We start from the raw sequence: 24,642 nt of genomic DNA on the forward strand, positions 1-24,642 counted from the left end.
GCACCGACCCGCAAACCGATAGACGAGATGGTGGCCGAAGAGCGCATGCGGCCTGTGCCACGCTGGCGCAAGGCGCTTGTGCGGCCGGAACTCGGCAGTATCTGCGGCACAATCCTGGTATTCGTATTCTTCATGTTCATTGCCGGCGACAGCGGCATGTTCTCCGCTGAAGGCTTCATCAACTGGGGCACCGTTTCCGCGCAGTTCGCCATCATCGCCGTCGGCGCCTGCCTGTTGATGATTGCAGGAGAGTTCGACCTTTCGATCGGCTCGATGATCGGCTTTTCAGGCATCATCATCGCGCTCCTGACGGTGCAGGTGGGACTGCCTGCCTGGGTCGCGATCCTGGTCGCGTTTGCGCTTGCGCTCGCGATCGGCGCACTCAACGGCTATCTGGTCATCCGCACGGGGCTTCCCTCGTTCATCGTCACGCTTGCCTTCCTGTTTATCCTGAGGGGCCTTACGATCTATATCGCGATCTCCGCCACCTCGAAGACCATCATCGGCGGTGTGCGCGAGGCAGCCGAGGGCGACTGGCTGGCCGCTCTCTTCGGCGGCAAGGTGCTGACGGGGCTTTTCACCTGGCTTGCCGATCAGGGCATGATCTCCAAGTTCGTCGCCGGTCCCCGGGCCGGCCAGCCCGTGGTGGACGGCATTCCGATGCTGATGGTCTGGGCGCTTGTGCTGATCGTCATCGGACATTTCATCCTGGTGCGCACCAAATTCGGCAACTGGATCTTTGCCGCCGGCGGCGATGCGCAGGCCGCGCGCTATGTCGGCGTCCCGGTCAACCGGGTCAAGATCCTGATGTTCATGCTGACGGCCTTCTGCGCCACCGTGTTCGCCACCTGCCAGGTCATGGAATTCGGCTCGGCTGCGGCAGACCGCGGTCTTCTGAAAGAGTTCGAGGCGATCATTTCGGTGGTCATCGGCGGCGCGCTTCTGACCGGCGGCTATGGTTCCGTGATCGGCGCAGCGCTTGGCGCGCTGATCTTCGGTGTGGTCCAGCAGGGGCTGTTCTTCGCAGGCGTCGAAAGTTCGCTGTTCCGCGTCTTCCTCGGTGTCATCCTGCTGCTCGCCGTCATTCTCAACACCTATATCCGCCGCCGCATCACGGGAGAACGTTAAGATGAGCACGCCCCTGATCGAACTCGTCGATATCGAGAAGCATTTCGGCCCCGTCATCGCGCTTGCGGGCGTTTCGCTGTCGGTCAACGCCGGAGAATGCCATTGCCTCCTCGGCGATAACGGCGCCGGCAAGTCGACCTTCATCAAGACGATGTCGGGTGTTCACAAGCCGAGTTCCGGCCGCATCCTCGTCGATGGCAAGGAGAAGGTGTTCTCCGATCCGCGCGACGCGATGGCGGCAGGCATTGCCACCGTCTATCAGGATCTCGCCATGATCCCGCTGATGTCGGTGACCCGCAATTTCTGGATGGGTCGCGAGCCGGAAAAGCGCTTCGGCCCGATCAAGGTATTCGACCACAAGAAGGCGGGCGCGATCACGGTCGGCGAGATGGCGAAGATGGGCATTCACCTGCGCTCTGCCGATCAGGCCGTGGGCACGCTTTCGGGCGGCGAACGGCAGACGGTGGCCATTGCCCGCGCGGTCTATTTCGGTGCGCGGGTTCTGATCCTCGATGAGCCGACCTCGGCGCTCGGCGTGCGCCAGACGGCCAATGTGCTCTCCACCATCGACCGCGTGCGCAAGGCCGGCGTCGGCGTCATCTTCATCACCCACAATGTCCGCCATGCGCTCGCTGTCGGCGACCGGTTTACCGTGATCAATCACGGCAAGACGCTCGGTACCGCAAGGCGCGGCGAGATTGGTGCTGAGGAGCTTCAGGACATGATGGCCGGGGGACGCGAAATGGTCGAGCTGGAATCCTCGCTGGGCGGCACGGTCTGAGGCTTCGCTCTGCGGACGCAGGGGAGCATTAACCGGTGCTGGAGACCCCGCGACGTTCGGCGATGGTGCCAGCGACAACTCCTTCAAGGGAACGCTCAAGATCCGGTTCTGATCATCGGCTCATGCAGACAATGGACGCGGGCAGTCGAAACACTTCCCGCGTTTTGCTTTCCGCTTTCGTTCCGGCGTCCCCTCCGGATCATCATCGAGGCGGAAGCCGGGTGTGCCTTCCCCATGATCTTGCCCGTCGCATCACGACGGCCCGCGCAAGGGATCGCGGGTCGCGACGCTTGCCAGAGCGTCGATCAGCGTGTCGAGTTCCGGCGCGCGCGTCGCATTTTCCTTCAGCGAGATCCCCACCGGTCCACCCAGCAACTCGTTGCGCACCGGCAGCACGGTGAGCGTGCCTGCGGCAAGCTCTCTGGCAACGACGCCTCCCGAGATGAACCAGATCGTGTCCGATGTCTCGACCACGCGGCGGCCGAAGGCATGGGACACGTTCTCATAGGCCGGCACTGGCATGCCGAGACCGAGCGATTGCAGGAAGGCCCGCACCGATGCGTGGATCACTGCGCCGGAGGGCGGCAGCATCAGCGGAAAGCGCAAGAAATCGTCGGGCTCCCAGGCGCGCGCGCGCAAGGGGTGGCCGGGGCGGATGACCGGTACCACGCGTTCCCAGTATAGCTGGCGGAAACTCAGACCTTCGCCGGCGCCTGATGGCGGCATGCGGCCGACCACGATATCAAGGGCGCCTTCGCGAAGCTGCGACAGCAGCAGCCAGTTCGGTCCGGTGGTAACCCGCAGCGTGCAGGCCGGATGGCGCTTGCGGAAGGCTTCGGCGGCATCCGGAAACAGCTCCGTTGCCGCCGTCGGCAGCACGCCCGCGGCAATCTTCCGGTTGTCGGCGGCCCCGCCTTGCAGAAGGGTCTGCGCCCGCATCAATTCGCCAAGCGCTGCACCGGCCGATTGCTGGAAGAGCCGGCCGGCGGGCGATACCACCAGGCGGCGGCCGGACCTGTCGAACAGGGGCGTGCCCAGAATATCCTCCAGCTCGTGAATGGTTTTCGAGGCAGCCGGCTGACTGATCTTCAGCGCGTCCGCCGCTGCCGACAGACTGCCGAGACGCGCTGTCTCCAGAAAGCAGTCGAGATGTCGCAAACGAAGGCGAGGATGCAGCATGATATAACCTAGGAGTTATGGTTGATTGCGATCTTTATAATTTTTTTCGGGTTTCAGCTATGGCAAATTCAAGATCGCGCCGCGCAGCTCGTGCGCGCGGGGCCTGCGGGAGCGGTGTGGCTGGCTCGGCTTTTGGGAGGGATGGTCCGATGAGCGAACGTTACGATGACGGCATGGCTGTGCGCCGGGCGGTGCTCGGCGATGATCATGTCGACCGGGCCGAGGCGGCCAAGACCGATTTCGATGCGCCGTTTCAGGCCCTGATCACGGAAGCCGCCTGGGGCACGGTCTGGGCGTCGGGCGGCATTTCGCGGCGCGAGCGTTCCATGCTCACGCTCGCCCTTCTTGCGGCAACCGGAAATTTCGAGGAAATCCCGATGCATATCCGCGCAACGGCGCGCACCGGGGCAAGCAAGCGCGATGTGCAGGAGGCGCTGCAGCATGTGGCGATCTATGCCGGCGTCCCGCGCGCCAACCACGCGCTGAAGCTCGCCAGACAAACCTATGCCGAAATGGAGGCGGCAAAAGATGAGTGATCCCGGTCCCCTGATCCCGCGTGACCGCGCGGCCCATCCGCCCGCCTTGGATCCGGGCTACAAGACCTCGGTCTCCCGCTCGCCCAACCTGCCGCTGCTGTCGCTTGAAAGCGGCCCGACGGAGGAAACCGGCCCGATGTTCGGTCATGGCCTGTTCGGTGCGCTCGACAACAATCTCATCCTGAACTGGACGCAAGGCAAGGCGCCCGCCATCGGCGAGCGGATCCTGGTCCACGGACGGGTTCTGGACGAAAATGCGCGGCCCGTGCCGCGGACGCTTGTCGAAATCTGGCAGGCCAATGCCGGCGGTCGCTATCGCCACAAGAAGGATAGCTATCTTGCCCCGCTTGATCCCAATTTCGGCGGGTGCGGGCGAACGCTGACGGATGACGACGGCTATTACCAGTTTCTCACCATTCGCCCGGGCGCCTATCCCTGGCCCAATCGCGGCAATGACTGGCGGCCGATGCATATCCATCTGTCGATCTTCGGTCACAGTTTCGGCCAGCGGCTGATCACGCAGATGTATTTCGAGGGCGATCCGCTGATCCCGCTCTGTCCGATCGCGGCAACCGTGAAGGACCACGGACAGCTCGACAACCTCGTTGCGCCCCTCGACATGGCCTCGTCTCGGCCGCTGGATTTTCTGGCCTACAGGTTCGACATCGTGCTGCGCGGCCGCCGCCAGACCATGTTCGAGAACAGACTGGAGGGGATGTGATATGGCCCAGAAACTCGAAAAACTGCGCGAAACCGCCTCCCAGACCGCAGGACCCTATGTCCATATCGGCATGATGCCAACCTATGCCGGCAATGGCGGTTCCTATGAAACCGAAATCGGCGCGCGGTCCTTCGAGGACGGTGCGCGGGGTACGGTCATCGAGATCACCGGCGCCGTCTACGACGGACTGGGCAATGTCTTGCGCGATGCATTGATCGAAAGCTGGCAGCCGGACGCAGACGGCAGGTTCGCGGGCGAGGCGGGTGCAGACTCGAAGGTCTCCGGCTTCTGCCGCTTTGCCGCCGATGCCGAGACCGGCCAGTTCACGCTTTCAACCGTGAAGCCCGGCCGCGTTCGCCATCGCTCGGGCGTAATGCAGGCGCCCCATATTGCGCTCTGGATCGTGGCGCGCGGCATCAATGTCGGCCTGCAGACACGCATCTATTTCGAGGACGAGGACAATGATGGCGATCCGCTGCTTTCCCGCATCGAACACCGCACGCGTGTGGAAACGTTGATCGCGAAGAAGGTCGGCGAGAACCGCTATCGTTTCGATATCCGCCTGCAGGGCGCAAACGAAACCGTCTTTCTCGACATGTAGCGGCCCTTGCTCCGCGCGCTCCCATGCGTCACCCTTTGTAAGGATGCCGGGGCCCCGCTGTCTGATAGGTCGGCGAAAAACGGTTTCGCCATGGTCCGTGCCACACAGGAAAGTAAGCGATGAGCGCAAGCGTGTTTGAAGATCCCTGGCTGTCCGGCCTGTTCGGCGATGACGAGATCGCCGCGATCTGGTCGCATCGGGCCCGGCTTGCGCATATGCTCGCCTTCGAGGTCGCGTGGAGCCGGGCGCTGGGCAGCGTTGGACTGGCCGAGGCTGGAGCGGCGGAAGAAGCCGCCGCCGCAATCCTCGCCACGCGAGTTGATGATGACGCGATCCGCGCCGGCACAGCAAGGGACGGCGTTCCGGTTCCGGCGCTGGTGCGCGCGCTCAGGGCCGAGGCCGGGGCGGGACCGGTCCATGACGGGGCCACATCGCAGGATGTCATCGACACCGCCCTGGCACTGACGCTCAAGGCGACTTCGGACCTGGTGGCGGCCCGGCTCATCCGTCTGGGGCAGGCGCTGGAGGCGCTTGATGCCCGCTTCGGCCATGTGCCGCTCATGGGCCGCACCCGCATGCAGGCGGCCACGGAAATCTCAGCGGGAGACAGGATAGCATCGTGGCGGTTGCCGCTTGAGGATCATGCGGACCGGCTCCGCGTGCTGCGCCCGCGCATTGAATGCGTGCAGGTGGGCGGAGCGGCCGGCGATCGCCGCGCCCTTGGCCGGCACGCCCAGGCGGTGACCGACCATGTGGCGGACAGTCTCGGGCTCGCCGCCACGGCACGCGCCTGGCATGCGCGGCGCGATGGTGTGGCCGAATTTGCGGGTTTTCTCTCGCTGGTCACCGGCACGCTCGGCAAGATCGGGCAGGATATCGCGTTGATGGCAGAGCTCGGGGACATCGCGCTGTCAGGCGGCGGCGGCTCGTCATCGATGCCGCACAAGCAGAACCCCGTCCTTGCCGAACTCCTCGTGACGCTCGCCCGTTTCAACGCCGTCCAGCTTTCCGGCATGCATCAGGCGCTGGTGCACGAGCAGGAGCGTTCGGGCGCTGCATGGATGCTGGAGTGGATGATCCTGCCGCAAATGGCATCCGCCGCAGCGCGTGCGCTGGCGGCAGGCATCACGCTCATCGAAAGCGTGGTCCGGATCGCGGACTTTCCGGCCGCCGAAAGCCGAGGACGGGAAGAATGAGCGCGCGACCGGTCTGATCGGGCGCAGCCGGAGGGTTGCGAAGAAGACCGAGCCGCGAGGGCATTGAATCTCGCAGGCCTTTAGCCGTTCTGCCTTTGGCTTCGTGTCTCCCGGATGCTCGGGTCGCGCCCGGGGACGACACGCTTGGGAAAGTTTGGCCTGGACCAAGACCTCTGCAGCCGCGAGTTTCTCAGCAGTCTGGGGGGAGGTACTCTCCCCCCATTTAAGTTACTGGTTCGCGCTGATCTGCAGGTTCAGCAGCTGCGGAATGGACTTGGGCGCGGCGGCGCCTGCCATCACAACGGCCAGGATCGGCATCTGCATGCGCGGCTTGATGCTGACGGAGATGTTCTGCGGATCGGCAAGATAGGTCGAGACAGCCGTCGACACCGCGGCAGAAAGCTCGGGCATCTCGAGTTGGCCAAGGCTGGAACGCATCTGCGATTTCAGATCGGAGACCATTGCCTCCGGCGTCGTATCCTTCTCGCGTGCCATGGCGGCGATCACGCGGTTGGTGAAATCGCCCTCATCGGAAAAGCCCAGCGACAGGCTTTTGATGCCGATCTTCTGGCCGAGTTCCATGAGTTCCTTCTGGTAGGGATTTTCCTCGGAAGGCGTATCGCTGTCCTGCTCGGTGGCGGCGATCTCGGAAATGGCCTTGAAGGTTTCGAGCGTTTCCAGCGTCAGGCCGGACATTTCAAGCGTAAAGTCGAGCGTGCCGACATTGTCGGTCGCAAGGCTGTAGCGGGCAAGGTTAAGGATGCCGGAGTTCAGATCCCAGTCGCCGTTGATGTTGAGGGTCGAACTGGTCTTCATCAGGCCAAGCTCTTCAAGCATCGCCTTCTTGTCGGCGTCGATCTCATCGTTTCCGGACAGGTCAAGCGTGATGCCGGTCACGTCGGCATTGTAGTCCGCCTTGGTGCGGGCGTCGTTGAAGGTCTGCTGGGCCGCAATCTTGTCGACCGTCATGGCCGCATCGCCGTCAAAGTCGAAGGTCATGCCGTTGATCTCGGTGGTCTCGCCATAGCCCCATCCGGCCGGAAGCAGCGTGTCGGGCGTGGCCGGCACGTGAACATTGGTTTCGGTCATGGATGCGATCGCGACATCGACGTCATCCATCGCAAATCCCATCGAGGGCACCATGGTCTTGCCGATCAGATAGCTGCCATCGGCTGCCTCGGTCACATTCTCGAGCGCGATCGTTACGGGCGCGGTTTGCTTGAAATCTTCAAGCTCGCCTTCATTCGCAACGGGCGAAAACACCATGCCCGTGATCGTGACGTTGCCGTCCGGCCCTTCAACCGCGCTGTCATAGGTGAAGGTAAGCTGGCTCTGCTGCTCGTTGACGGCCTTGATCTTGTTCATCAGGTCGTCGGTGTCGAGCGCGAAAGCGGGAGCCGCGCAGATCGCCAGGAAACTGCCTGTGAGGAAAACCTGTTTGAGACGTGTCATGCGCATGAAATGCTCCCTTGGAAACTGAATCTGCTGTCTGGTTTAGGGGCCATATAAGGCCGAAATGCAATTTTGCGATGACCGGCCTCAAAAATCGGCCGATTTCCCTTGTTTTCAGGGGATTGAGCGCTGCTTGCCTTGCAGCGGCCCGTGGCATCCACTAACACGAAACCATGGGAAAAGAACTGACACCGCCAGATGACGGCGACAACAATATCGATGTCGTTGACCTGCGCAAGGCGCTTGAAGAACGTTACCTCGCTTATGCGCTGTCGACGATCATGCATCGCGCGCTTCCGGATGTGCGCGACGGGCTGAAGCCGGTTCACCGCCGCATCATTCACGGCATGAGCGAGATCGGTGTCAGGCCCAATGCGGCCTACAAGAAATGCGCCCGTATCGTCGGCGATGTCATGGGTAAGTTCCACCCCCATGGCGATGGCTCGATCTATGATGCGCTGGTGCGTCTGTCGCAGGATTTCTCCCAGCGTTATCCGATGGTCGACGGGCAGGGCAATTTCGGCAATATCGACGGCGATAGCGCTGCTGCCATGCGTTACACCGAGGCGCGCATGACCGATGTCGCCGCGCTGATGCTGGAAGGCATCGACGAGGATGCCGTCGATTTCCGCCCGACCTATAACGAGGAAGACGACGAGCCGGCGGTGCTGCCCGGCGCGTTTCCGAACTTGCTTGCCAATGGCTCGACCGGTATTGCCGTCGGCATGGCGACCTCGATCGCGCCGCACAACGCCCATGAACTCTGCGAGGCGGCGATCTATCTGATCAAGCATCCCGATGCGACCATCGAGGATGTGATGACCCTGCCGGGCGCCGAGGGACCGAAGGCGAACATGATCCAGGGACCGGACTTCCCGACCGGCGGCATCATCGTCGAGGATTTCCAATCCATGGTCGAAACCTACCGGACCGGGCGTGGCGGCTTCCGGGTGCGCTCGCGCTGGGAAAAGGAAGATCTCGGCCGCGGCAATTATCAGATCGTCATCACCGAAATCCCCTATGGCGTCCAGAAGTCGCGTCTGATCGAGAAGATCGCGGAGCTGCTGATTGCCCGCCGCCTGCCGCTGCTGGAAGACATCCAGGACGAATCCGCCGAAGATATCCGCGTCGTCCTGACGCCGAAATCGCGCGCGGTGGATCCCGAACTTCTGATGGAATCGCTGTTCAAGCTTACAGACCTTGAACAGCGCTTCTCGATGAACATGAACGTGCTCTCGCAGGGCAAGGTGCCGAAGGTGATGGGCCTTGTGGACGTGCTGAAGGAGTGGCTCGGCCACCGCCGCGACGTCCTTCAGCGCCGGTCCCGGCATCGCCTTGCAGCCATCGATCGCAGGCTCGAAATTCTCGGCGGCCTGCTGGTCGCCTATCTGAACCTTGACGAGGTGATCCGGATCATTCGCGAGGAGGATGAGCCGAAACAGGTGATGATGACCCGTTTCGAGATCACGGACGTCCAGGCCGAGGCCATCCTCAACATGCGCCTGCGCGCGTTGCGCAAGCTCGAAGAATTCGAGATCCGGAAGGAATTCGACGCGTTGACCGCTGAAAAGTCCGAGATCGAGGGACTGCTCGCCTCCGACGAGAAACAGTGGCAGACGGTTGCCTGGGAGATCGGCGAGGTCAAGAAGAGCTTTGCCAAGGCGACAGAGATCGGCCGCCGCCGCTCGACCTTCGCGATTGCGCCCGAGACCGATATCGAGGCGATCCAGCAGGCGATGATCGAGAAGGAACCGATCACGGTCGTGATCTCCGAAAAGGGCTGGATCAGGGCGCTGAAGGGCCATGTCGATACGTCAAGCGTGGCGTTCAAGGAAGGCGACAGCCTCAAGCTCGCCTTCCCGGCCCAGACCACGGACAAGCTGCTGATCGTCACGACAGGCGGCCGCGTGTTCACGCTTGGCGCGGACAAGCTTCCGGGCGGGCGCGGACATGGCGAGCCCCTGCGCATCATGGTGGATTTCGATGCCGATCAGGATGTGGTGACGGCCTTCGTCCACGAAGCCTCGCGCAAGCAGCTGATCGCGTCCAACGCAGGCAATGGTTTCATCGTTGACGAAGACCAGATGGTGGCCAATACCCGCAAGGGCAAGCAGGTGATGAATGTGTCTGCCAAGGACGAGGTCAAGCTCTTGACGCCGATCTTGGGCGATCACATCGCCGTCATCGGCGAGAACCGCAAGCTGATCGTGTTTCCGATCTCGCAGGTTGCCGAAATGGCCCGCGGCAAGGGCGTCCGGCTCCAGCGCTACAAGGATGGCGGCCTGTCGGATGCCAAGACATTCACGCTTGCCGCTGGCCTGACCTGGGAAGACAGCGCCGGGCGCACCCATACGCGCTCCGAGGATGAGCTGCTGGAATGGCGCGGCGACCGTGCCATGGCCGGCCGCATCGCGCCCAAGGGCTTCCCGAGGAACGGCAAGTTCAAGGGATAGGCATTTCCGAGGTGCCTAAACCTTCGCCGTCAGAAGCTTCACGCCCGCAAAGATGAAGAAGCCGCCAAGCGTCGCCTCGACGACGCGGCGGAAACGGGTGAGGCCGGCGCGGACGACGCCGCTCGACAACAGCAGCGCGTAGGCGCCGTGGCCTGCAAATGACAGCAGGAACGAGCCAAGCACGAAAACCGGGATGATCGCGGCCGGGGCATCGCCGACGCCGCCGACGCCGGCAATTGCCAGCCAGAACAGGATTGCCTTGGGGTTCGAAACCTGAAGGATATAGCCGGCAGCCGCCTGCCTGCGCAGCGATCCGGGCGCCGATGCCGCAGCCTTGAGCGGCGGCGGGTTGACCACCTTGGCAAATGATTTCAGCGCCAGAAAGAACAGGTAGCCTGCGCCCAAGAAGCGCACGATCTCCATCGCATAGGCAAGCTTTGCGAAGACGATCGAAAGGCCGAGCACAGTTGCGATCGAAAGCGTCATGCTCCCGCAGGCGACACCAAATGCCGTTCCCAAGGCCGAGCCGCGCCCACGTTCCATCGCTACACCCAGGATCAGCATCACGCTAGGCCCCGGCGAAACAACGCCGACAAGCTGGATCGACCAGGCGAGCATGAATTGCGGCAGATAGTCCCAAAGCATCGGCAGCCTCTCCTTCAGCGCTCAGGCGAGGGCCGCACCCTCCGGCGAGCGACGGCCGTTCCGATGAATATACGAACAAAAGAAGAACATAGCAAGCCGCCCGTCGGCATGATGATCAGGCGTTCGGGCGAGTCGCGTCCGAAGCCTAGCTGGCTGCGGATGCATCGCGCTTCTTCAGCTCGTCGCGGATCTCCAGGAGCACCTGAAGTTCGCTCGGGCCGGGCGGAGGATTTGGAACGGCGGCCTCTTTCTCGGCGGCCTTGCGATGCTCTTCTGCGGCCGCGCGCGCCCGATTGATGGCCTTGACCAGCATGAACACGACGAAGGCGATGATCAGGAAGTTGATGACGGCGGTAATGAAAGAGCCGTAGGCAAAGATCGCCGCGCCTTCCTCGCGCGCTGCAGACAGGCTCGCGCCTTCCGGAACGCTGCCGCTCAGGACCACATACATGTCCGAGAAATCGATGCCGCCGATGATGAGGCCGATGATCGGGTCGATCAGATCGGAGACCACCGATCGCACGATCGCCGTGAATGCGGCGCCGACGATGATGCCCACCGCCATGTCCACGACGTTGCCCCTGGCGATAAAATCACGGAATTCCTTCAGCATGCAGCTTGACCCTCGGTTTGCGACAATGAACAGCGCTTATTGCGTTGCTTCCGATTGAAATCTAGCGCTGCAGCCGCCCGGCTTCCAGCGGGGCATGGAAAAAAGTGGGGAAGTTCAGCTGTCTTCCGGGTCGGGCGCGGCGCGCTCCCATCCCTGTGCGGTCAGATGCTCCTGCGGGTGGAAGCGTTTCTTGTAATCCATCTTGCGTGACCCCTTTACCCAGTAGCCGAGATAGACATAGGGCAGGCCAAGCGTGCGGGCGCGCGCCACATGATCGAGGATCATGAACGAGCCGAGCGAACGCTTCACATAAGCGGGATTGAAGAAGGAATAGACCATGGACAGCCCGTCGACCATGAAATCGGACAGCGCGACCCCTACCAGCTCGCCCTCCTCTTCGAGCAGGCCGGTTGCAACCCGGTATTCTATGATCCGGGTTTCCACATGGGTTTCCTCGACCATGACCTTGTAGTCGTCGAGGCTCATGTCGGCCATGCCGCCGCGCTGGTGGCGGCTGTCGAGATAGGTGCGGAACAGGTCGAACTGTTCTGCCGTCGCAAATGCCGGACGCTCCGTGCCGACCAGATCGGCATTCTTCGCCCTGGTGCGGCGCAGCGAACGGCCGAATTCGAATTCGCCCGCAACGATGCGCACCGAAACGCAGGCGCGACAATGTTCGCAGGCAGGGCGATAGGCAATGTTCTGGGAGCGGCGGAAACCGCCTTGGGTCAACAGTTCGTTCATCTCGCCGGCGCGCGGGCCGACAAGATGCGTAAACACCTTCCGCTCCCGCTCTGCCTCAAGATAGGGGCACTGGGCCGGTGCGGTCAGGTAGAACTGCGGCGACTGAAAGGTTTGCGTATTCATGCCCGGCGTACCATGCAACGACACTCACCGACAGCATGGCGCAAATCGCGGGAACGTCAACCTTGGAGATTTCGCGAAGCGCGATTTCAGTAGCGCGCTTCCTCTCGCACCACGACGGCGCCGATCAGAAAATCGTGAAGCAGCCGCTTGCGATCGGTGAAAAGGCCGACCAGCAGAACCAGCGGGGTCAGCAGCGAATTGAACAGCCAGAACAGCGCCAGATGAACGAGTGCGGTCAGGAAATCGATCTTCAGCCCGTCCGTGCGCAGCATTCTGAGGCCGAACATGCGCATGCCGGGCGAAGCCTGGGCGGTTCCGCCGATGCTGAAGCCGAAATAGAAGCCCGCCACGATGAAGTAGAGGACCGGATAGAGGAAGAAGGCGAGCCCGAGCGTGGCGATCCCGAGGAAGAACACCACCACCGCGGCCGGAACCCACAGGATCGCGATCAGCAGGTAATCGACTATGAACGCCATTACCCGGCGCGACAGCACGCCCGAATAGGCATGGTCAGTCGTGGGCGCCTGATAGGGCATGTCGCGTTCAAGGGTCATCTCTGTCTCCGGTTTCATATTGTCTTGCCGAAAGATGTGGGGTGTCTCCCGGCAAATGCAATGAAGGCGGAGAGCCGTGATCACGATTTTGCGAGTTTCTCGGCCGCTTCGATCGCGAAATAGGTCAGAATGCCGTCGCAGCCGGCGCGTTTGAACGACAGTAGCGTCTCCATCATGACCCGATCGCCATCGATCGCGCCACGCTCTGCGGCCATCTTGATCATCGCGTACTCCCCCGAGACCTGATAGGCGAAGACCGGCAGACCGAATGTGTCCTTCAGCCGCCAGCAGATATCGAGATAGGGAAGGCCGGGCTTGACCATCAGCATGTCGGCACCTTCTTCCACGTCGAGGGCTGCATCGCGCAGCGCCTCCGTGGCGTTTGCGGTGTCGACGTAATAGCTCGCCTTGTCGCCCTTCAGCAGGCCCTTGGTGGAGATCGCCTCGCGGTAGGGGCCGTAGAAGCCGGACGAGAATTTGGTGGCGTAGGACATGATCGCGACGTCCTGGAAGCCGGCCATGTCGAGGCGTTCTCGAATGGCGCCGATCCGGCCATCCATCATTTCCGACGGTGCGATGATATCGGCACCGGCTTGCGCCTGGGCGACCGCTGCCTCGCAGATCTGGTCGACGGTCTGATCGTTGACGATCTCCTCGCCGGAGAGGATGCCGTCATGGCCATGGCTGGTGAAGGGATCGAGCGCGACATCGGTGATCACGCCGAGCGATGGTGCGGCCTTCTTCAGCGCGCGGGTTGCGCGGTTGATGAGATTGTCGGGGTTCAGCACTTCCGAACCCGTCATGTCGCGCTTTTCCATTTCGATATTGGGAAAGGTCGCAATTGCCGGAATGCCGAGATCGGCGGCCTTCTTCGCCGCTTCGCAGAGCCGGTCGACGCTCATGCGCATCACGCCGGGCATGGCGGGGATCGGCTCCTCGATATTGTCGCCCGGAATGACGAACACCGTCCAGATCAGGTCATCGACCGTCAGCCGGTTCTCGCGCACCAGCCGGCGGGTCCAGTCGGCCTTGCGCAGTCGGCGCATGCGGCGGTGACCGGTGATCCTGTCCACCAGGTGGGTCTTGTCGTTCGCATCGCTCATCGTGTTCTCCGCAGTGTCCTTGTTCCGGCCCGGCTTGTAGCATGCCGGGGGCTTGCGCAAAACACGACTTTTTGTCGCTGCCATCCATTCGTTCAGGGTTTGTCAGAGCCGGTTTTGAGCGTATAAGGCGCCATGAATTCAGAACAGACGCGCCCCCCTCAGCAAAGCTTCTCGCAGACCGCCTTCGTCGCCTTCAAGCGCTGCGTGGCCGCATTCCTGCTGGTGATCGCGCTTTACAACTGGGCCGAGCTCATCGGCCTTGCGGGCGATGGCCGTTTCGACCTGATTTCGCCGGATCAGCGGATCGTCGAGGTGGTGCTGGCCGTCGCCTATCCGGTCGCGGCTGCAGGCTTGTGGTTCGGCGTTGGCTGGGGGCTGGTGCTCTGGGTGATCGGAGCGGTTGTCGAGGTTGCCTTGTCGGCGACGCCGGCCTTTGTCGGTCTTCACATTTTGTTGTTTGGCCTCTACGGCGCCTTCTGGATTTACCTTGCCTTCATTCGCCACCGGTAGAATGGCGCCAATGATAGCCGGGGTCGATTTGAAACCCGACAATAATTGGCCATATTGATATGCAAGGGCAGACCAACGCAGGCGTTTTTGACGCCCGAGGGACAAACGAGATTTGGAATCCATGACAAAAGACCTGAACAAGATCACCAAGGCCGTTTCGCGGCGCAGCTTCATTGCTGCTGCAGCCGGTGTGGTGGCGCTTCCCAAGCTTGCGGCAGCCCAGACAGCTGTCGATGCTCTGATCAACACCCCCGGCCGCGGCAACTGGGACGAGCAGTTCGATGCCGTCACGTCGCGCGCCCAGGCTGCGGTCAGCTCCAACCAGCCGATCCTCAGCCCCAATGCCCCGATGAACATCATGCAGGCGATGGCGGAATATCAGCGCATCAACGCCAATGGCGGCTGGCCGGAAGTCCACCCCAACGTGCCGCTGCAGTTCGGTGTCTACGATCAGTCCGTGCGCCAGCTGCGCCAGCGCCTGATGGTCTCCGGCGACATGCCGCAGGAAGCCGGCATGTCCGATCAGTACGACTCCTACGTCCAGGGCGCCGTCAAGCGCTTCCAGGCCCGCCACGGCCTGGCCGAGACCGGCTATATCGACGAGTACACGCTGAAGGCGCTGAATGTCAGCGCGGCTGTGCGTCTGGCGCAGCTTGAGACCAATCTCGCCCGCGTCGAGGATCTCGGCTCAGACCTCGGTCAGCGTTACGTGCTGGTCAACATTCCCGCAGCCTATTGCGAGGCCGTTGAAAACGATGTCGTCGCGCTGCGCAACGTTGCCATCGTCGGCCGTCCCTCGCGCCCGACGCCGCTTCTCAGCTCGAAGATCTTCGAAGTCATCTTCAATCCGCCCTGGACCGTGCCGCGCTCGATCATCCAGAAGGATATCATGCCGCTGATGCGCAAGGACCCGAACTATCTGGTCGACAACAAGATCCGCCTCTACAACGGCAAGGGTCAGGAGGTCGATCCGATGACGGTGGACTGGAACGCCGAGACCGCGCCGAACCTGACCTTCCGTCAGGATCCGGGTCCCAACAGCGCCATGGCCTCGACCAAGATCAACTTCCACAACAAGTACGCGGTCTACATGCACGACACGCCCAGCCAGTCGCTTTTCAACGACGTGGTGCGTTTCGAATCGTCCGGCTGCGTGCGCATCAGCAATGTCCGCGACCTCGATGTATGGCTGTTGAAGAACACCCCCGGCTGGAACCGTCAGAAGATCGAGGAAACGATCCATGCCGGCATTTCGACGCCGGTGAATCTTGCCGATCCGGTGCCGAACCACTTCGTCTACATCACCGCATGGTCGACCAAGGACGGTATCGTCCAGTTCCGCGACGATATCTACAATCTCGATGGCGCACCGGAACTCGCTCTTCAGACGACGACCGGTATCGAATAAACCGATCCTTCGTATCGTGACTTGAAAATGCCGCCGTCAAGCCATGCTTGTCGGCGGCATTCGTCTATTGCACCTTTGAAAGGCCGGCGTTAGAACGCAATCGCCTTTACGGAACGCTTCAGCCCGAAACATTCAGGAGCCCGCGATGACCAGCCAGACACCGTTTACCGAGAACTTCTTCAACCGCAATCTCGCCGATACCGATCCGGAAATCTTCGACGCGATCGGCAAGGAGCTCGGTCGTCAGCGCCATGAGATCGAATTGATCGCGTCCGAAAACATCGTCTCGCGCGCCGTGCTCGAAGCGCAGGGCTCGATCATGACCAACAAATATGCCGAGGGCTATCCGGGCAAGCGCTACTATGGCGGCTGCCAGTTCGTCGATATCGCCGAGGAACTCGCGATCGAGCGCGCCAAGAAGCTGTTCGGCGTTGAATATGTCAACGTTCAGCCGAACTCCGGTTCGCAGATGAACCAGGCCGTGTTTCTGGCACTGTTGCAGCCGGGCGATACCTTCATGGGTCTCGATCTGAATTCGGGCGGGCACCTGACCCATGGTTCGCCGGTGAACATGTCCGGCAAATGGTTCAACGTTGTTTCCTACGGCGTCAGCCGGGAAGACAATCTCATCGATATGGATGAGGTCGCCGCCAAGGCCGAGGAGCACAAGCCGAAGCTGATCATTGCCGGCGGCACGGCCTATTCGCGCATCTGGGACTGGAAGCGGTTCCGCGAGATCGCCGATTCGGTGGGCGCCTATCTCATGGTCGACATGGCCCACATCGCAGGCCTCGTCGCCGGCGGCGTGCATCCGTCGCCGTGCCCGCACGCCCATGTTGTTACCACCACGACCCACAAGTCGCTCCGCGGTCCACGCGGCGGCGTGATCATGACCAATGACGCCGATATTGCCAAGAAGGTGAACTCCGCGGTCTTCCCGGGCCTTCAGGGCGGTCCGCTGATGCACATCATCGCGGCAAAGGCCGTGGCCTTCGGCGAAGCGCTGCAGCCGGAGTTCAAGCAGTATGCCGAGCAGGTGGTGAAGAACGCCCGCGCGCTTGCCGGCTCGCTGATGGAAGGCGGTCTGGATGTCGTTTCCGGCGGCACCGACAACCACTCGATGCTGGTCGACCTGCGCAAGAAAAACGCCACCGGCAAGCGCGCCGAGGCAGCCCTTGGCCGCGCCTACATCACCTGCAACAAGAACGGCATCCCCTTCGACCCGGAAAAGCCCTTCGTGACCTCCGGCGTCCGCCTCGGCACGCCGGCCGGCACCACGCGCGGCTTCACCGAGAAGGAGTTCGCCGAGATCGGTTCGCTGATCGTGGAAGTCCTCGACGGGCTGAAGCAGTCGAACTCGGATGAGGGCAATGCCGCCGTCGAAGCCGCTGTGCGTGACAAGGTGGTCAACCTCACCGAGCGCTTCCCGATGTACGGCTATATGGGCTGAGGATGCGTTGCCCGTTCTGCAATTCGCTTGATACGCAGGTCAAGGATTCGCGCCCGGCGGAGGACAATACGTCCATCCGCCGCAGGCGCGTCTGTCCGGATTGCGGCGGGCGCTTCACCACCTTCGAACGCGTTCAATTGCGCGAACTGGTGGTGGTGAAGAAGAACGGTCGCAAGGTGCCGTTCGATCGCGACAAGCTGGTGCGCTCGTTCGAGATCGCGCTCAGAAAGCGCCCGGTCGAACGCGAGCGCATCGAGCGCGCCGTGTCGGGCATCGTCCGGCGCATGGAAAGCTCGGGCGAGCCGGAAGTGCAGTCGGAAGAAATCGGGCTTCTTGTGCTTGAGGCGTTGAAAAACCTCGACGATGTCGCCTTTGTCCGTTTCGCCTCGGTCTACCGCGACTTCTCGACCACGGAAGATTTCGAGGAGATCATCTCGGAATTTTCGGCAAAGCTTGCGCGTGAAACCGGCGTCGAGCACGACTGAAATACACCAAAACGCTTGCATGCCGTCTGCGCCCATGGTTTAGCGGCATCAGACGCGCGTTTGCGCAACCATAATCACCGCATCCCTGCCGGATTGCGAGGAGCAGCATGACCACGGAAAAGACCGCCAATCAGCGGGGCGCGGCGCGTCTCGCCGCCGTTCAGGCCCTTTATCAGATGGATATCGGCGGCACCGCGCTTGCCGATGTCCTGGCCGAATACGAAGTCTATCGCCTCGGCAAGGAAGTTGACGGCGAAACCTATTTGAAGGCGGATGCGGCCTGGTTCCGCTCGATCGTGACCGGCGTCGTGAAGGATCAGAAGACGCTCGATCCGATGATCGCCGGTTCGATCTCTGAAGGCTGGACGCTGTCGCGTCTTGATTCGACGCTGCGCGCCATCCTGCGTGCCGGCGTGTTCGAGATCGTTTCCAAGCCCGATGTGCCGACCGCCGTCATCGTTACCGAATATGTCGAGATCGCCACCGCCTTCTTCGAGGGCGAGGAGGCAAAGCTCGTTCACGCCGTGCTCGACCGCATCGCCCGGCGCGAACGCGCCGAGCGCAAGCGCTGAGCCCGTACCGCGGTTTATCGCCTCTTAAGAGAGGCCGCATAGCCCCCCAATCTTCTCGCCCCGGAGGGGAGAGATGTCGCGAAAGCGACAGTGAGGGGGGAGACCATCCAAACGGACGCCCTCACGGTCTGACAAGCTGCATCACCCTCACTGCCCCTTTCGGGGCATCTCTCCCGCAAGCGGGAGAGAGTATTGGGAGCAAGCCGCTAGCTCAGGAACCCACCGCCGGCATTAAGCGGGTCGAGGTTCGCTACTCCCCGAGCGCGATGCCTTCGCGTCTCGGATCGGCCGCGCCATAAAGCTTGCCATCCTCAATCGCGATCGCCTGCAGGCCGGAGGTCTGCGCGCCGAGCTTGACCTTGAAGCCCATGGCTTCGAGCGGTGCCGCCATCGCCTCCGCATCGGTGCCTGCTTCGATGTCATAGGTGCCGAACCGGTTCAGCAGATGCGGCATGGCTACGGCATCCTGGATGTTCATGTCCCAGTCGAGATAGGCGATCACTGCCTGCGCCACATAGCCGATGATCGAGCTGCCGCCCGGCGAACCGATGACCAGCGCCGGCTTGCCATCCTTCATCACGATCGTCGGCGCCATCGATGAACGCGGACGCTTGCCGGGCTCGACGCGATTGGCGATCGGATAACCGGCATCGTCATGGGTTTCGAAGGAAAAGTCGGTCAGTTCGTTGTTGAGCAGAAAGCCGGACCTGGTCATCAGCCGGCTGCCGAAACCGTTCTCGACGGTCGAGGTCATCGACAGCGCATTGCCGTCGGCATCGACGATCACGATCTGGGTGGTCGAGGGCAGTTCGATCGCGTCACCGTCGCCATGGCGGATCATGGCGTGATCCCAGGCGGGCAGACCCGGTTCAACCGCTTCCAGCGCCTTGTCGCCATCGAGCAGCTTCGCGCGCATCCTGAGGTAATCGGGCGCGACCAGCCCCTTCAGCGGCATCGGCACGAAATCGGTATCGGCCATATAGCGGCCGCGATCGGCGAAGGCGAGGCGCGAGGCATCGCCGATCAACCGCCAGCTTTCGGGATTGTCCGGCCCAAGACCGGCGAGGTCCTTCTCCGCCGTTAATCCGAGGATCTGCCCGACGGTCAGCGCGCCGGAAGAGGGCGGGCCCATGCCGCAGACGTCGTAGCCGTGATAGCCGACGCAGACCGGGTCTCGCTCCACCACCCGATAGGCGGCGAGGTCTTCCATCGACAACAGCCCCGGATTGCCCTCCGCCCCCTGCACGGTGTCGACGATGTCCTCCGCGATCGGCCCGGAATAGATTGCGTCCGCCCCTTCGGCAGCAAGCGCCTTCAGGGTTTCGGCATAGGCGGGGTTCTTGAGAAGCGCGCCGGCGGCAAGCGGTTCATTGCCCGGCAGGAAATAGGTGCCGGTAGTCTCGAACCGGCCGAGCCTGTCCCGATCCTCGGCAATCTGGCCGGCCATCCGCGGCGATACGGCAAAGCCGTCCGAAGCAAGCGCGATCGCATCCTCGAAGAGCCCGTCCCAGGCCAGATTCCCCCAGCGTGTGTGCGCTTCCTCCATCAGCATCGGCGTGCCGGGCGTGCCGACGGAGAGCCCACCGACCACGGCATCGAAGAACTGAAGCGGCTGTCCTCCCGCATCGAGAAACAGTTCGGGCGTGGCAAGGCGCGGCGCTGTCTCGCGCCCATCCAGCGTCGTCAGCCGGTCTTCTTCAGCGTCGTACCAGACGAGAAACGCGCCGCCGCCAAGCCCGGAGGACTGCGGCTCCACAAGCCCCAGAACCGCCTGCACGGCGACCATCGCATCGGCAGCGCTGCCGCCTTTTTCGAGAATTTTCGCGCCAGCTTCGACGGCAAGCGGATTGGCTGCCGCCACCATCCATTTCTCTGCCTCGACCGGCTTGCCTTCGGCCTTGGCGGCAAGTGCCGCCTCGACGGCTGGCGGTGCGTCTGCAAAGCCTGTGGTGTCCGTTCCGACTTCCGGTGCCACGCTGTCTGCCGCCTGCTGTGCGGCGGCGGGCACGGAAAGCAGCGCAATCACGGCACTGCCTGCCAACAATCTCATCATCGCTCGGTCTCCCTTTTCCGATCGGGCAGAGCGCAGTCATGCACGCTTACGCCTCGGTCATGGAAACATGGTAAGGCGAGACTGGCCTTGATGACAAATGGCTTCTTGCGCTGAAAACGAGGCGCGTTCGGCGATCTTGACTGGATCGGGAACATGTAACTCATCGAAACTGTTATCCTTCAGATAGCTGTCAAAGGTTCAACCATGACTTCCAAAATCGCGATTATCGGATCCGGCCCCACCGGGATCTACACGCTCAAGGGGCTGATCGGCCGGCACATGCCGCTTGCCATCACCGTCTTCGAGCGCGAGGATGCACCCGGCAAGGGCATGCCCTACCAGCCGCACATCAATGACCGAGCAATGCTTTCCAATATCGCGAGCATCGAGATTCCGCCGGTCTGCGAGACGCTGACGGGATGGCTGCGCAGACAGACCGATCCGGTGCTGCAGGATCTCGGCATCGCGCGCGATGCGATTGCCGAGCGTGAGTTTTACCCGCGCGTGGTTCTTGGCGAATATTTCCAGGCCCAGTTTTACGGACTGGTGCGGGAAGGTCTCGAAAATGGTCACGATATCACGATCAGGGCAGGGCATCGGGTCGCTGATATTCAGCTTGCACGCGATGACGCCGAGTTGACGATCACCACGCCGGATGGCGAAACGGTGCGGGAAGTGTTTGACCATGTGGTGCTTGCAACCGGTCATGACTTTCCGGATACGACCGAGACGCGTCCCGGTTATTTCGTCTCGCCGTGGCCGGCACCGGCGCTGAAGTCAATTCCGCCCGTCAGTGTCGGTATTCTGGGCACATCTCTCAGCGGCATCGACGCGCTGATCACGGTCGCGACCGCGCATGGCGCTTTCCTCCTCGATGATCAGGGAGACCTGCAATATCAGCCGCATGCCGGGACGGAGGGGTTTGAAGCGACCATGATGTCGCGCAAGGGGATCCTGCCGGAGGCGGATTTCTATTGCGAGATACCCTACAGGCCGCTTGAAGTCTGCACGGAAATAGCCATCGAAGCCTTGATCGCGACCCATGAGCACGGACTTCTCGACGCGGTGTTCGAACTGTTCCGACAGGAACTGGCGCTGGCAGATCCTGACTATGCGGCACGCATAGGGCTCGGCATGCTGACGGTCGAAACACTGGCGGAGGCATATTTCAGCGAGCGCCAGACCAGTGATGCCTTCGTGCATGCGGCCCGCAATCTCGCCGAGGCGGACATGAACCGAAAGCGCCGCCAGACCGTGGAATGGCGCTATGCGATCCTGCGCATGCACGAGGTAATCGCCCGGGCGATCCCCCACCTCGACGAACACGATCTCAAGCGGTTCCACAGGCACTTCAAGACCGTGTTTGTCGATGACTACGCCACGGTGCCGCACGATTCGATCCGCCGCCTTCTCGCGCTCTACCGCGCCGACAAACTCGATGTGGTCGCGATCGGCAATGATGCCGATATCGACAATCAGAGCGTCCCGCGCGGTGCGGTGGTGCGGTTCGAGGGAGACGAGCTTCGCTTCGAGGCCTTCATCGATGCGACGGGCCAGCACGCGCTTTCGGCCCGCGACCTGCCGTTCCCGTCACTTCTGCGTCAGGGCGTGATCAATGGGGCGGTGACGCGCGCCGGGCTCATGTCTGCGGATGGCGGGATGGTGCGCACCGGCGGCGTCGATCTCGACGATGCCTTCCGTCCGAACTTCACGGACAATCTCACGCGCAATCTCTATTGCGGTTCGATCTCGTTCCTGCTGCACAAGCTGCCATTCGTCCAGGGCATCACCTCTGCGCGCGATATCGGCGTCGTGATCGCCTCTGCCATTCTCGCAAGCGAAAACGAGGCGGAGCGGACGGCCGCCTGATCGGGTCTGCTGGCAGATCTCGTGAGACTGCGAGGGAGGACAGGGCGAGACAATTACAGCGTGGCATCTCCCGCAAGACTCGCGCTGTCGCCGGTCGCGATCATGCCTGGTGCCTCGATCGTGCAGTAGATGCCGAAATTGCGCCGGTTGTGACGCAGGATCGAGCGCAGGATATCCGGATTTTCCGGAAGCTCCGGCTGCGGCGTCAAGGTCATGCCGCAGCGGCGGGTCTCTTCATAGCCCACCACCAGCGCATCGCCGAGGTTCAGCCGTTCCGTGACCCAGGCCTTTTCGGGAAAGCCCTGAAGCCCGTGGGTTTCGATGACGACATTTGGACGGAAGCGCCGACTGGACACGGTATCGGTGCCGGCAAGCGTTGCCAGATGTTTCAGGGCATCGGTGGTGATCAGATGAAGCGGGGAGGGCAGATAGCGGTTGGTCGCGGTCGGCCCCTCGTCATCGGCGTTGCGCGCATAGGGTCGGACATCGACGGCGAAGCCGAAATGTTCGCCGAGCCGTTCGGCGAGAACGTCATCATCGACCGGCATCCAGTCGTCACCCGGAAAGCCGATCTCGGGCCTCTGGTCCTCGCCGAGCCTCGACGACAGAAACAGCGCGGGGCGCCAGCGCAGCTCCTTTTCCGGCGCAGCCGGCGCGCCGGTCGCGGCATCGCAGACGCACCACGCACGATCGAATGCTATGCCGTCGCTGCCAAGGACTGCCGATGACAGCATCTCGCCGCCGAGCGAACTGACCGGATAGCGCCAGATTTCGATGATTTCGCCCAGTGTGTCCATGCCGTCCTCTTGTTCATGCGAATGCGCAGGGATAGCGGCTGCTGCCACGCGCAAAGTCAAGACCGGAACCGATTTTCGCGTGATTGGTTCCGCGGTTCCGGTAAATTTCAGCCGTTCATCGCCGCTTTCACGGCGGCATCGATCAGCGCGATCCCGCGCGGAATGTCGTCCGAATCGATCGAGCCATAGCCGAGTCTGAACAGCGGGCAGGGATCGGGCGGGGTTTCAAAGAACACGGCGCCCGGCTCGATCAGCACGCCATCGGCCTTCAGCCGTTCGGCCAAAGCCGCGCTGTCGAGCCCGTCCGGGCCTTTCAGCCAGACGCTGGCGCCACCCGCGACGGCAGCGCTTTCAAGCGTCAGGCAGGTTTTCGCTAGCGCCTGTTCCAGCGCCGCCCGCCGCTTCACCAGCGCGCCGCGCAGCCGCACGATATGCGCATCGTAATGGCCGAGCGCCAGGAAATAGGCGGTCATGCGCTGAAGGTGGCCCGGCGGATGGCGCAGGATCATGGCGCGGAGCGCCCGCGCCTTGGCGATCAGCGGCGCCGGCGCAACGAGATATCCGATCCGAAGACCGGGAAACAGCGACTTGGAAAAGCTGCCGATATAGAGAACGCGACCCTTGGCATCGAGCGATTTGAGCGCAGGCGCGGACGGACCGAGATAGGACATCTCGAAATCATAGTCATCTTCCACGATCACGAAATCCTGCGCCGCTGCCCGGTTCAGAAGATCCTGTCTGCGCGAGAGCGGCATGGTGGAGCCGGTCGGAATATGATGGCTCGGCGTGATCATGACGAGCCTGGTATTTTCGGGCAGGCTTTCGGGATCGAGGCCGAATTTGTCCACGGGCAGGAAGGCGGTCGGGCTGCGTGAGCGGCGCAGCGTTTCCGCGATATCGGGATAGCCCGGTTCCTCCGTTACCGCCAGCCTGTCGGCACGGCACAGGAGTTCGACCACGAGATAGAGCGCGTTCTGCGCGCCCAGGGTCACCAGCACTTCATCCGGTCGCGCATGAATGCCGCGGCGGGGGAGCGTGTTGGAGCAGATGTAATCGATGAGCAGCGGGTCATCGGCGCCGTAGCGGTCGGCGGAAAGGTCGGCGAAATCGCGGGTGCCGAGCGCGCGGCGTGCGCAATCGCGCCAGGCATGGTGGTCGAAAAGCCGGGCATCGGGCTGGCCGTAGATGAAGGGGTAGCGATAGCTGCGCCAGTCGGCCGGCTTGCGGATGACCCGTCGCGGTGATTGTTCAGCGGAGAGCCAGTCGTTCCAGTGCAGTGTGCCGGGCTCGGTCTTAACCTCCGAAAGTCTCAGCTTCCTGTGGGGCGCCGTGTCGGCGACGGCAACGCCCGACCGTGGCAAGGTCGCGAGATAACCCTGGCCGACGAGCTCCTGATAGACCAGCGTTACGGTCATGCGCGAAATGCCAAGCGCCTCGGCAAGCTTGCGGCTGGAGGGCAGCCGGGTGCCGGGGCTGGTGCGCCCTTCCAGAATGGCGCGCACCAGCGCTGCCGCGAGCTGGCCCTGCAATGTGGGCGCATCTGCCTGGCGCAGGAAAATGCTCTCGGCGGAGATCGTGCTCTTCATCTGGACCTAACTAAGCTTCCATCTGGACATATCGCGAAACCGCGCTTGCTGCAATCTTGCCGATCGTCAAACGACCGCACACG

Annotated in this window: 23 protein-coding genes; 13 read left to right on the forward strand and 10 right to left on the reverse strand. The window is 62.4% G+C overall.

The features are described 5' to 3' along the window. Positions 1-27: 27 nt before the first annotated feature. Positions 28-1,128: an ABC transporter permease gene (locus HPQ62_RS06270; protein WP_425312609.1), complete on the forward strand. Its 1,101-nt coding sequence runs from the start codon at positions 28-30 to the stop codon at positions 1,126-1,128. Between the two features lies 1 nt (position 1,129). Beyond that, on the forward strand, positions 1,130-1,909 hold the full coding sequence (locus tag HPQ62_RS06275) for an ATP-binding cassette domain-containing protein (protein ID WP_174801666.1): 780 nt from the start codon (positions 1,130-1,132) through the stop codon (positions 1,907-1,909). 252 nt (positions 1,910-2,161) lie between these two features. Here the strand turns inward: HPQ62_RS06275 and HPQ62_RS06280 are convergent, their stop codons facing one another. Further along, positions 2,162-3,088 carry a LysR substrate-binding domain-containing protein gene (locus HPQ62_RS06280; protein WP_174801667.1) on the reverse strand — a complete coding sequence of 309 codons (927 nt, stop codon included), beginning with the start codon at positions 3,086-3,088 and terminating at the stop codon, positions 2,162-2,164. 149 nt (positions 3,089-3,237) lie between these two features. Between HPQ62_RS06280 and pcaC the strand changes: the two genes are divergently transcribed. The 4 genes from pcaC (at position 3,238) to HPQ62_RS06300 (ending at position 6,142) form a co-directional block, all read left to right on the forward strand. Then, the gene (pcaC, locus tag HPQ62_RS06285) at positions 3,238-3,624 is read left to right on the forward strand and encodes a 4-carboxymuconolactone decarboxylase (RefSeq protein ID WP_174801668.1); all 387 of its coding nucleotides are present in this window, start codon (positions 3,238-3,240) and stop codon (positions 3,622-3,624) included. Continuing rightward, positions 3,617-4,345, forward strand: coding sequence for a protocatechuate 3,4-dioxygenase subunit beta (pcaH, locus tag HPQ62_RS06290; RefSeq protein WP_174801669.1), 729 nt, complete (start codon positions 3,617-3,619; stop codon positions 4,343-4,345). The genes pcaC and pcaH overlap by 8 nt, the downstream gene beginning before the upstream one ends. A gap of 1 nt (position 4,346) precedes the next feature. Continuing rightward, positions 4,347-4,946: a protocatechuate 3,4-dioxygenase subunit alpha gene (pcaG, locus tag HPQ62_RS06295; protein WP_174801670.1), complete on the forward strand. Its 600-nt coding sequence runs from the start codon at positions 4,347-4,349 to the stop codon at positions 4,944-4,946. Between the two features lie 119 nt (positions 4,947-5,065). Continuing rightward, positions 5,066-6,142 (forward strand): 3-carboxy-cis,cis-muconate cycloisomerase, encoded by a 1,077-nt coding sequence (locus HPQ62_RS06300; RefSeq protein ID WP_174801671.1) that lies wholly within the window; start codon positions 5,066-5,068, stop codon positions 6,140-6,142. A 228-nt stretch (positions 6,143-6,370) separates the two neighbouring features. Here the strand turns inward: HPQ62_RS06300 and HPQ62_RS06305 are convergent, their stop codons facing one another. Next, positions 6,371-7,600, reverse strand: a complete 1,230-nt coding sequence (locus HPQ62_RS06305; RefSeq protein ID WP_174801672.1) for a hypothetical protein — start codon at positions 7,598-7,600, stop codon at positions 6,371-6,373. A 167-nt stretch (positions 7,601-7,767) separates the two neighbouring features. On the opposite strand from HPQ62_RS06305, the gene parC reads away from it, so the two are divergent. After that, the gene (gene parC, locus HPQ62_RS06310; RefSeq protein ID WP_174801673.1) at positions 7,768-10,047 is read left to right on the forward strand and encodes a DNA topoisomerase IV subunit A; all 2,280 of its coding nucleotides are present in this window, start codon (positions 7,768-7,770) and stop codon (positions 10,045-10,047) included. Between the two features lie 15 nt (positions 10,048-10,062). On the opposite strand, the gene HPQ62_RS06315 is transcribed toward parC, so the two are convergent. From HPQ62_RS06315 to hemB, 5 genes are all read right to left on the reverse strand, one after another. After that, a complete protein-coding gene (locus HPQ62_RS06315) occupies positions 10,063-10,692 on the reverse strand; it encodes a LysE family translocator (protein WP_174801674.1) in 630 nt (209 codons plus the stop codon). A 145-nt stretch (positions 10,693-10,837) separates the two neighbouring features. Then, positions 10,838-11,305, reverse strand: coding sequence for a large conductance mechanosensitive channel protein MscL (gene mscL / locus HPQ62_RS06320; RefSeq protein ID WP_174801675.1), 468 nt, complete (start codon positions 11,303-11,305; stop codon positions 10,838-10,840). Between the two features lie 114 nt (positions 11,306-11,419). Next, on the reverse strand, positions 11,420-12,172 hold the full coding sequence (locus HPQ62_RS06325) for an arginyltransferase (protein WP_174801676.1): 753 nt from the start codon (positions 12,170-12,172) through the stop codon (positions 11,420-11,422). 86 nt (positions 12,173-12,258) lie between these two features. Continuing rightward, positions 12,259-12,726 carry an RDD family protein gene (locus HPQ62_RS06330; RefSeq protein ID WP_174801677.1) on the reverse strand — a complete coding sequence of 156 codons (468 nt, stop codon included), beginning with the start codon at positions 12,724-12,726 and terminating at the stop codon, positions 12,259-12,261. Positions 12,727-12,806: 80 nt separating this feature from the next. Continuing rightward, positions 12,807-13,829, reverse strand: a complete 1,023-nt coding sequence (gene hemB / locus HPQ62_RS06335) for a porphobilinogen synthase (protein WP_174801678.1) — start codon at positions 13,827-13,829, stop codon at positions 12,807-12,809. Between the two features lie 132 nt (positions 13,830-13,961). On the opposite strand from hemB, the gene HPQ62_RS06340 reads away from it, so the two are divergent. The 5 genes from HPQ62_RS06340 (at position 13,962) to nusB (ending at position 18,254) form a co-directional block, all read left to right on the forward strand. Next, positions 13,962-14,339, forward strand: a complete 378-nt coding sequence (locus tag HPQ62_RS06340) for a DUF6163 family protein (protein WP_174801679.1) — start codon at positions 13,962-13,964, stop codon at positions 14,337-14,339. Between the two features lie 121 nt (positions 14,340-14,460). Further along, positions 14,461-15,747: a L,D-transpeptidase family protein gene (locus HPQ62_RS06345; RefSeq protein WP_174801680.1), complete on the forward strand. Its 1,287-nt coding sequence runs from the start codon at positions 14,461-14,463 to the stop codon at positions 15,745-15,747. Positions 15,748-15,892: 145 nt separating this feature from the next. Continuing rightward, positions 15,893-17,197 (forward strand): serine hydroxymethyltransferase, encoded by a 1,305-nt coding sequence (glyA, locus tag HPQ62_RS06350; protein ID WP_174801681.1) that lies wholly within the window; start codon positions 15,893-15,895, stop codon positions 17,195-17,197. A gap of 2 nt (positions 17,198-17,199) precedes the next feature. Next, entirely contained in the window at positions 17,200-17,682 is a 483-nt protein-coding gene (nrdR, locus tag HPQ62_RS06355; RefSeq protein WP_174801682.1) for a transcriptional regulator NrdR, read from the forward strand. Positions 17,683-17,789: 107 nt separating this feature from the next. Further along, positions 17,790-18,254: a transcription antitermination factor NusB gene (gene nusB / locus HPQ62_RS06360; protein WP_174801683.1), complete on the forward strand. Its 465-nt coding sequence runs from the start codon at positions 17,790-17,792 to the stop codon at positions 18,252-18,254. A gap of 250 nt (positions 18,255-18,504) precedes the next feature. Here the strand turns inward: nusB and ggt are convergent, their stop codons facing one another. Beyond that, complete coding sequence (gene ggt, locus HPQ62_RS06365; RefSeq protein WP_174801684.1) at positions 18,505-20,307, reverse strand: gamma-glutamyltransferase; 1,803 nt, start codon at positions 20,305-20,307, stop codon at positions 18,505-18,507. A gap of 204 nt (positions 20,308-20,511) precedes the next feature. Between ggt and HPQ62_RS06370 the strand changes: the two genes are divergently transcribed. Then, entirely contained in the window at positions 20,512-22,176 is a 1,665-nt protein-coding gene (locus HPQ62_RS06370; protein ID WP_174801685.1) for an FAD/NAD(P)-binding protein, read from the forward strand. Between the two features lie 53 nt (positions 22,177-22,229). Here the strand turns inward: HPQ62_RS06370 and HPQ62_RS06375 are convergent, their stop codons facing one another. Together HPQ62_RS06375 and pdxR are read right to left on the reverse strand one after the other, a co-directional pair. Beyond that, the gene (locus HPQ62_RS06375; RefSeq protein ID WP_174801686.1) at positions 22,230-22,973 is read right to left on the reverse strand and encodes an MOSC domain-containing protein; all 744 of its coding nucleotides are present in this window, start codon (positions 22,971-22,973) and stop codon (positions 22,230-22,232) included. Between the two features lie 107 nt (positions 22,974-23,080). After that, a complete protein-coding gene (pdxR, locus tag HPQ62_RS06380) occupies positions 23,081-24,559 on the reverse strand; it encodes a MocR-like pyridoxine biosynthesis transcription factor PdxR (RefSeq protein WP_174801687.1) in 1,479 nt (492 codons plus the stop codon). Positions 24,560-24,642 lie beyond the last annotated feature (83 nt).

Source organism: Martelella limonii, assembly GCF_013344475.1.
Lineage (GTDB): Bacteria > Pseudomonadota > Alphaproteobacteria > Rhizobiales > Rhizobiaceae > Martelella > Martelella limonii.

What these genes read in the sequence shown, in the direction of transcription:
- HPQ62_RS06270 (WP_425312609.1), top strand. Translation starts at nt 28, where the DNA reads ATGGTGGCCGAAGAGCGCATGCGGCCTGTGCCACGCTGGCGCAAGGCG.
- HPQ62_RS06275 (WP_174801666.1), top strand. Translation starts at nt 1,130, where the DNA reads ATGAGCACGCCCCTGATCGAACTCGTCGATATCGAGAAGCATTTCGGC.
- HPQ62_RS06280 (WP_174801667.1), bottom strand. Translation starts at nt 3,088, where the DNA reads ATGCTGCATCCTCGCCTTCGTTTGCGACATCTCGACTGCTTTCTGGAG.
- pcaC (WP_174801668.1), top strand. Translation starts at nt 3,238, where the DNA reads ATGAGCGAACGTTACGATGACGGCATGGCTGTGCGCCGGGCGGTGCTC.
- pcaH (WP_174801669.1), top strand. Translation starts at nt 3,617, where the DNA reads ATGAGTGATCCCGGTCCCCTGATCCCGCGTGACCGCGCGGCCCATCCG.
- pcaG (WP_174801670.1), top strand. Translation starts at nt 4,347, where the DNA reads ATGGCCCAGAAACTCGAAAAACTGCGCGAAACCGCCTCCCAGACCGCA.
- HPQ62_RS06300 (WP_174801671.1), top strand. Translation starts at nt 5,066, where the DNA reads ATGAGCGCAAGCGTGTTTGAAGATCCCTGGCTGTCCGGCCTGTTCGGC.
- HPQ62_RS06305 (WP_174801672.1), bottom strand. Translation starts at nt 7,600, where the DNA reads ATGCGCATGACACGTCTCAAACAGGTTTTCCTCACAGGCAGTTTCCTG.
- parC (WP_174801673.1), top strand. Translation starts at nt 7,768, where the DNA reads ATGGGAAAAGAACTGACACCGCCAGATGACGGCGACAACAATATCGAT.
- HPQ62_RS06315 (WP_174801674.1), bottom strand. Translation starts at nt 10,692, where the DNA reads ATGCTTTGGGACTATCTGCCGCAATTCATGCTCGCCTGGTCGATCCAG.
- mscL (WP_174801675.1), bottom strand. Translation starts at nt 11,305, where the DNA reads ATGCTGAAGGAATTCCGTGATTTTATCGCCAGGGGCAACGTCGTGGAC.
- HPQ62_RS06325 (WP_174801676.1), bottom strand. Translation starts at nt 12,172, where the DNA reads ATGAATACGCAAACCTTTCAGTCGCCGCAGTTCTACCTGACCGCACCG.
- HPQ62_RS06330 (WP_174801677.1), bottom strand. Translation starts at nt 12,726, where the DNA reads ATGACCCTTGAACGCGACATGCCCTATCAGGCGCCCACGACTGACCAT.
- hemB (WP_174801678.1), bottom strand. Translation starts at nt 13,829, where the DNA reads ATGAGCGATGCGAACGACAAGACCCACCTGGTGGACAGGATCACCGGT.
- HPQ62_RS06340 (WP_174801679.1), top strand. Translation starts at nt 13,962, where the DNA reads ATGAATTCAGAACAGACGCGCCCCCCTCAGCAAAGCTTCTCGCAGACC.
- HPQ62_RS06345 (WP_174801680.1), top strand. Translation starts at nt 14,461, where the DNA reads ATGACAAAAGACCTGAACAAGATCACCAAGGCCGTTTCGCGGCGCAGC.
- glyA (WP_174801681.1), top strand. Translation starts at nt 15,893, where the DNA reads ATGACCAGCCAGACACCGTTTACCGAGAACTTCTTCAACCGCAATCTC.
- nrdR (WP_174801682.1), top strand. Translation starts at nt 17,200, where the DNA reads ATGCGTTGCCCGTTCTGCAATTCGCTTGATACGCAGGTCAAGGATTCG.
- nusB (WP_174801683.1), top strand. Translation starts at nt 17,790, where the DNA reads ATGACCACGGAAAAGACCGCCAATCAGCGGGGCGCGGCGCGTCTCGCC.
- ggt (WP_174801684.1), bottom strand. Translation starts at nt 20,307, where the DNA reads ATGATGAGATTGTTGGCAGGCAGTGCCGTGATTGCGCTGCTTTCCGTG.
- HPQ62_RS06370 (WP_174801685.1), top strand. Translation starts at nt 20,512, where the DNA reads ATGACTTCCAAAATCGCGATTATCGGATCCGGCCCCACCGGGATCTAC.
- HPQ62_RS06375 (WP_174801686.1), bottom strand. Translation starts at nt 22,973, where the DNA reads ATGGACACACTGGGCGAAATCATCGAAATCTGGCGCTATCCGGTCAGT.
- pdxR (WP_174801687.1), bottom strand. Translation starts at nt 24,559, where the DNA reads ATGAAGAGCACGATCTCCGCCGAGAGCATTTTCCTGCGCCAGGCAGAT.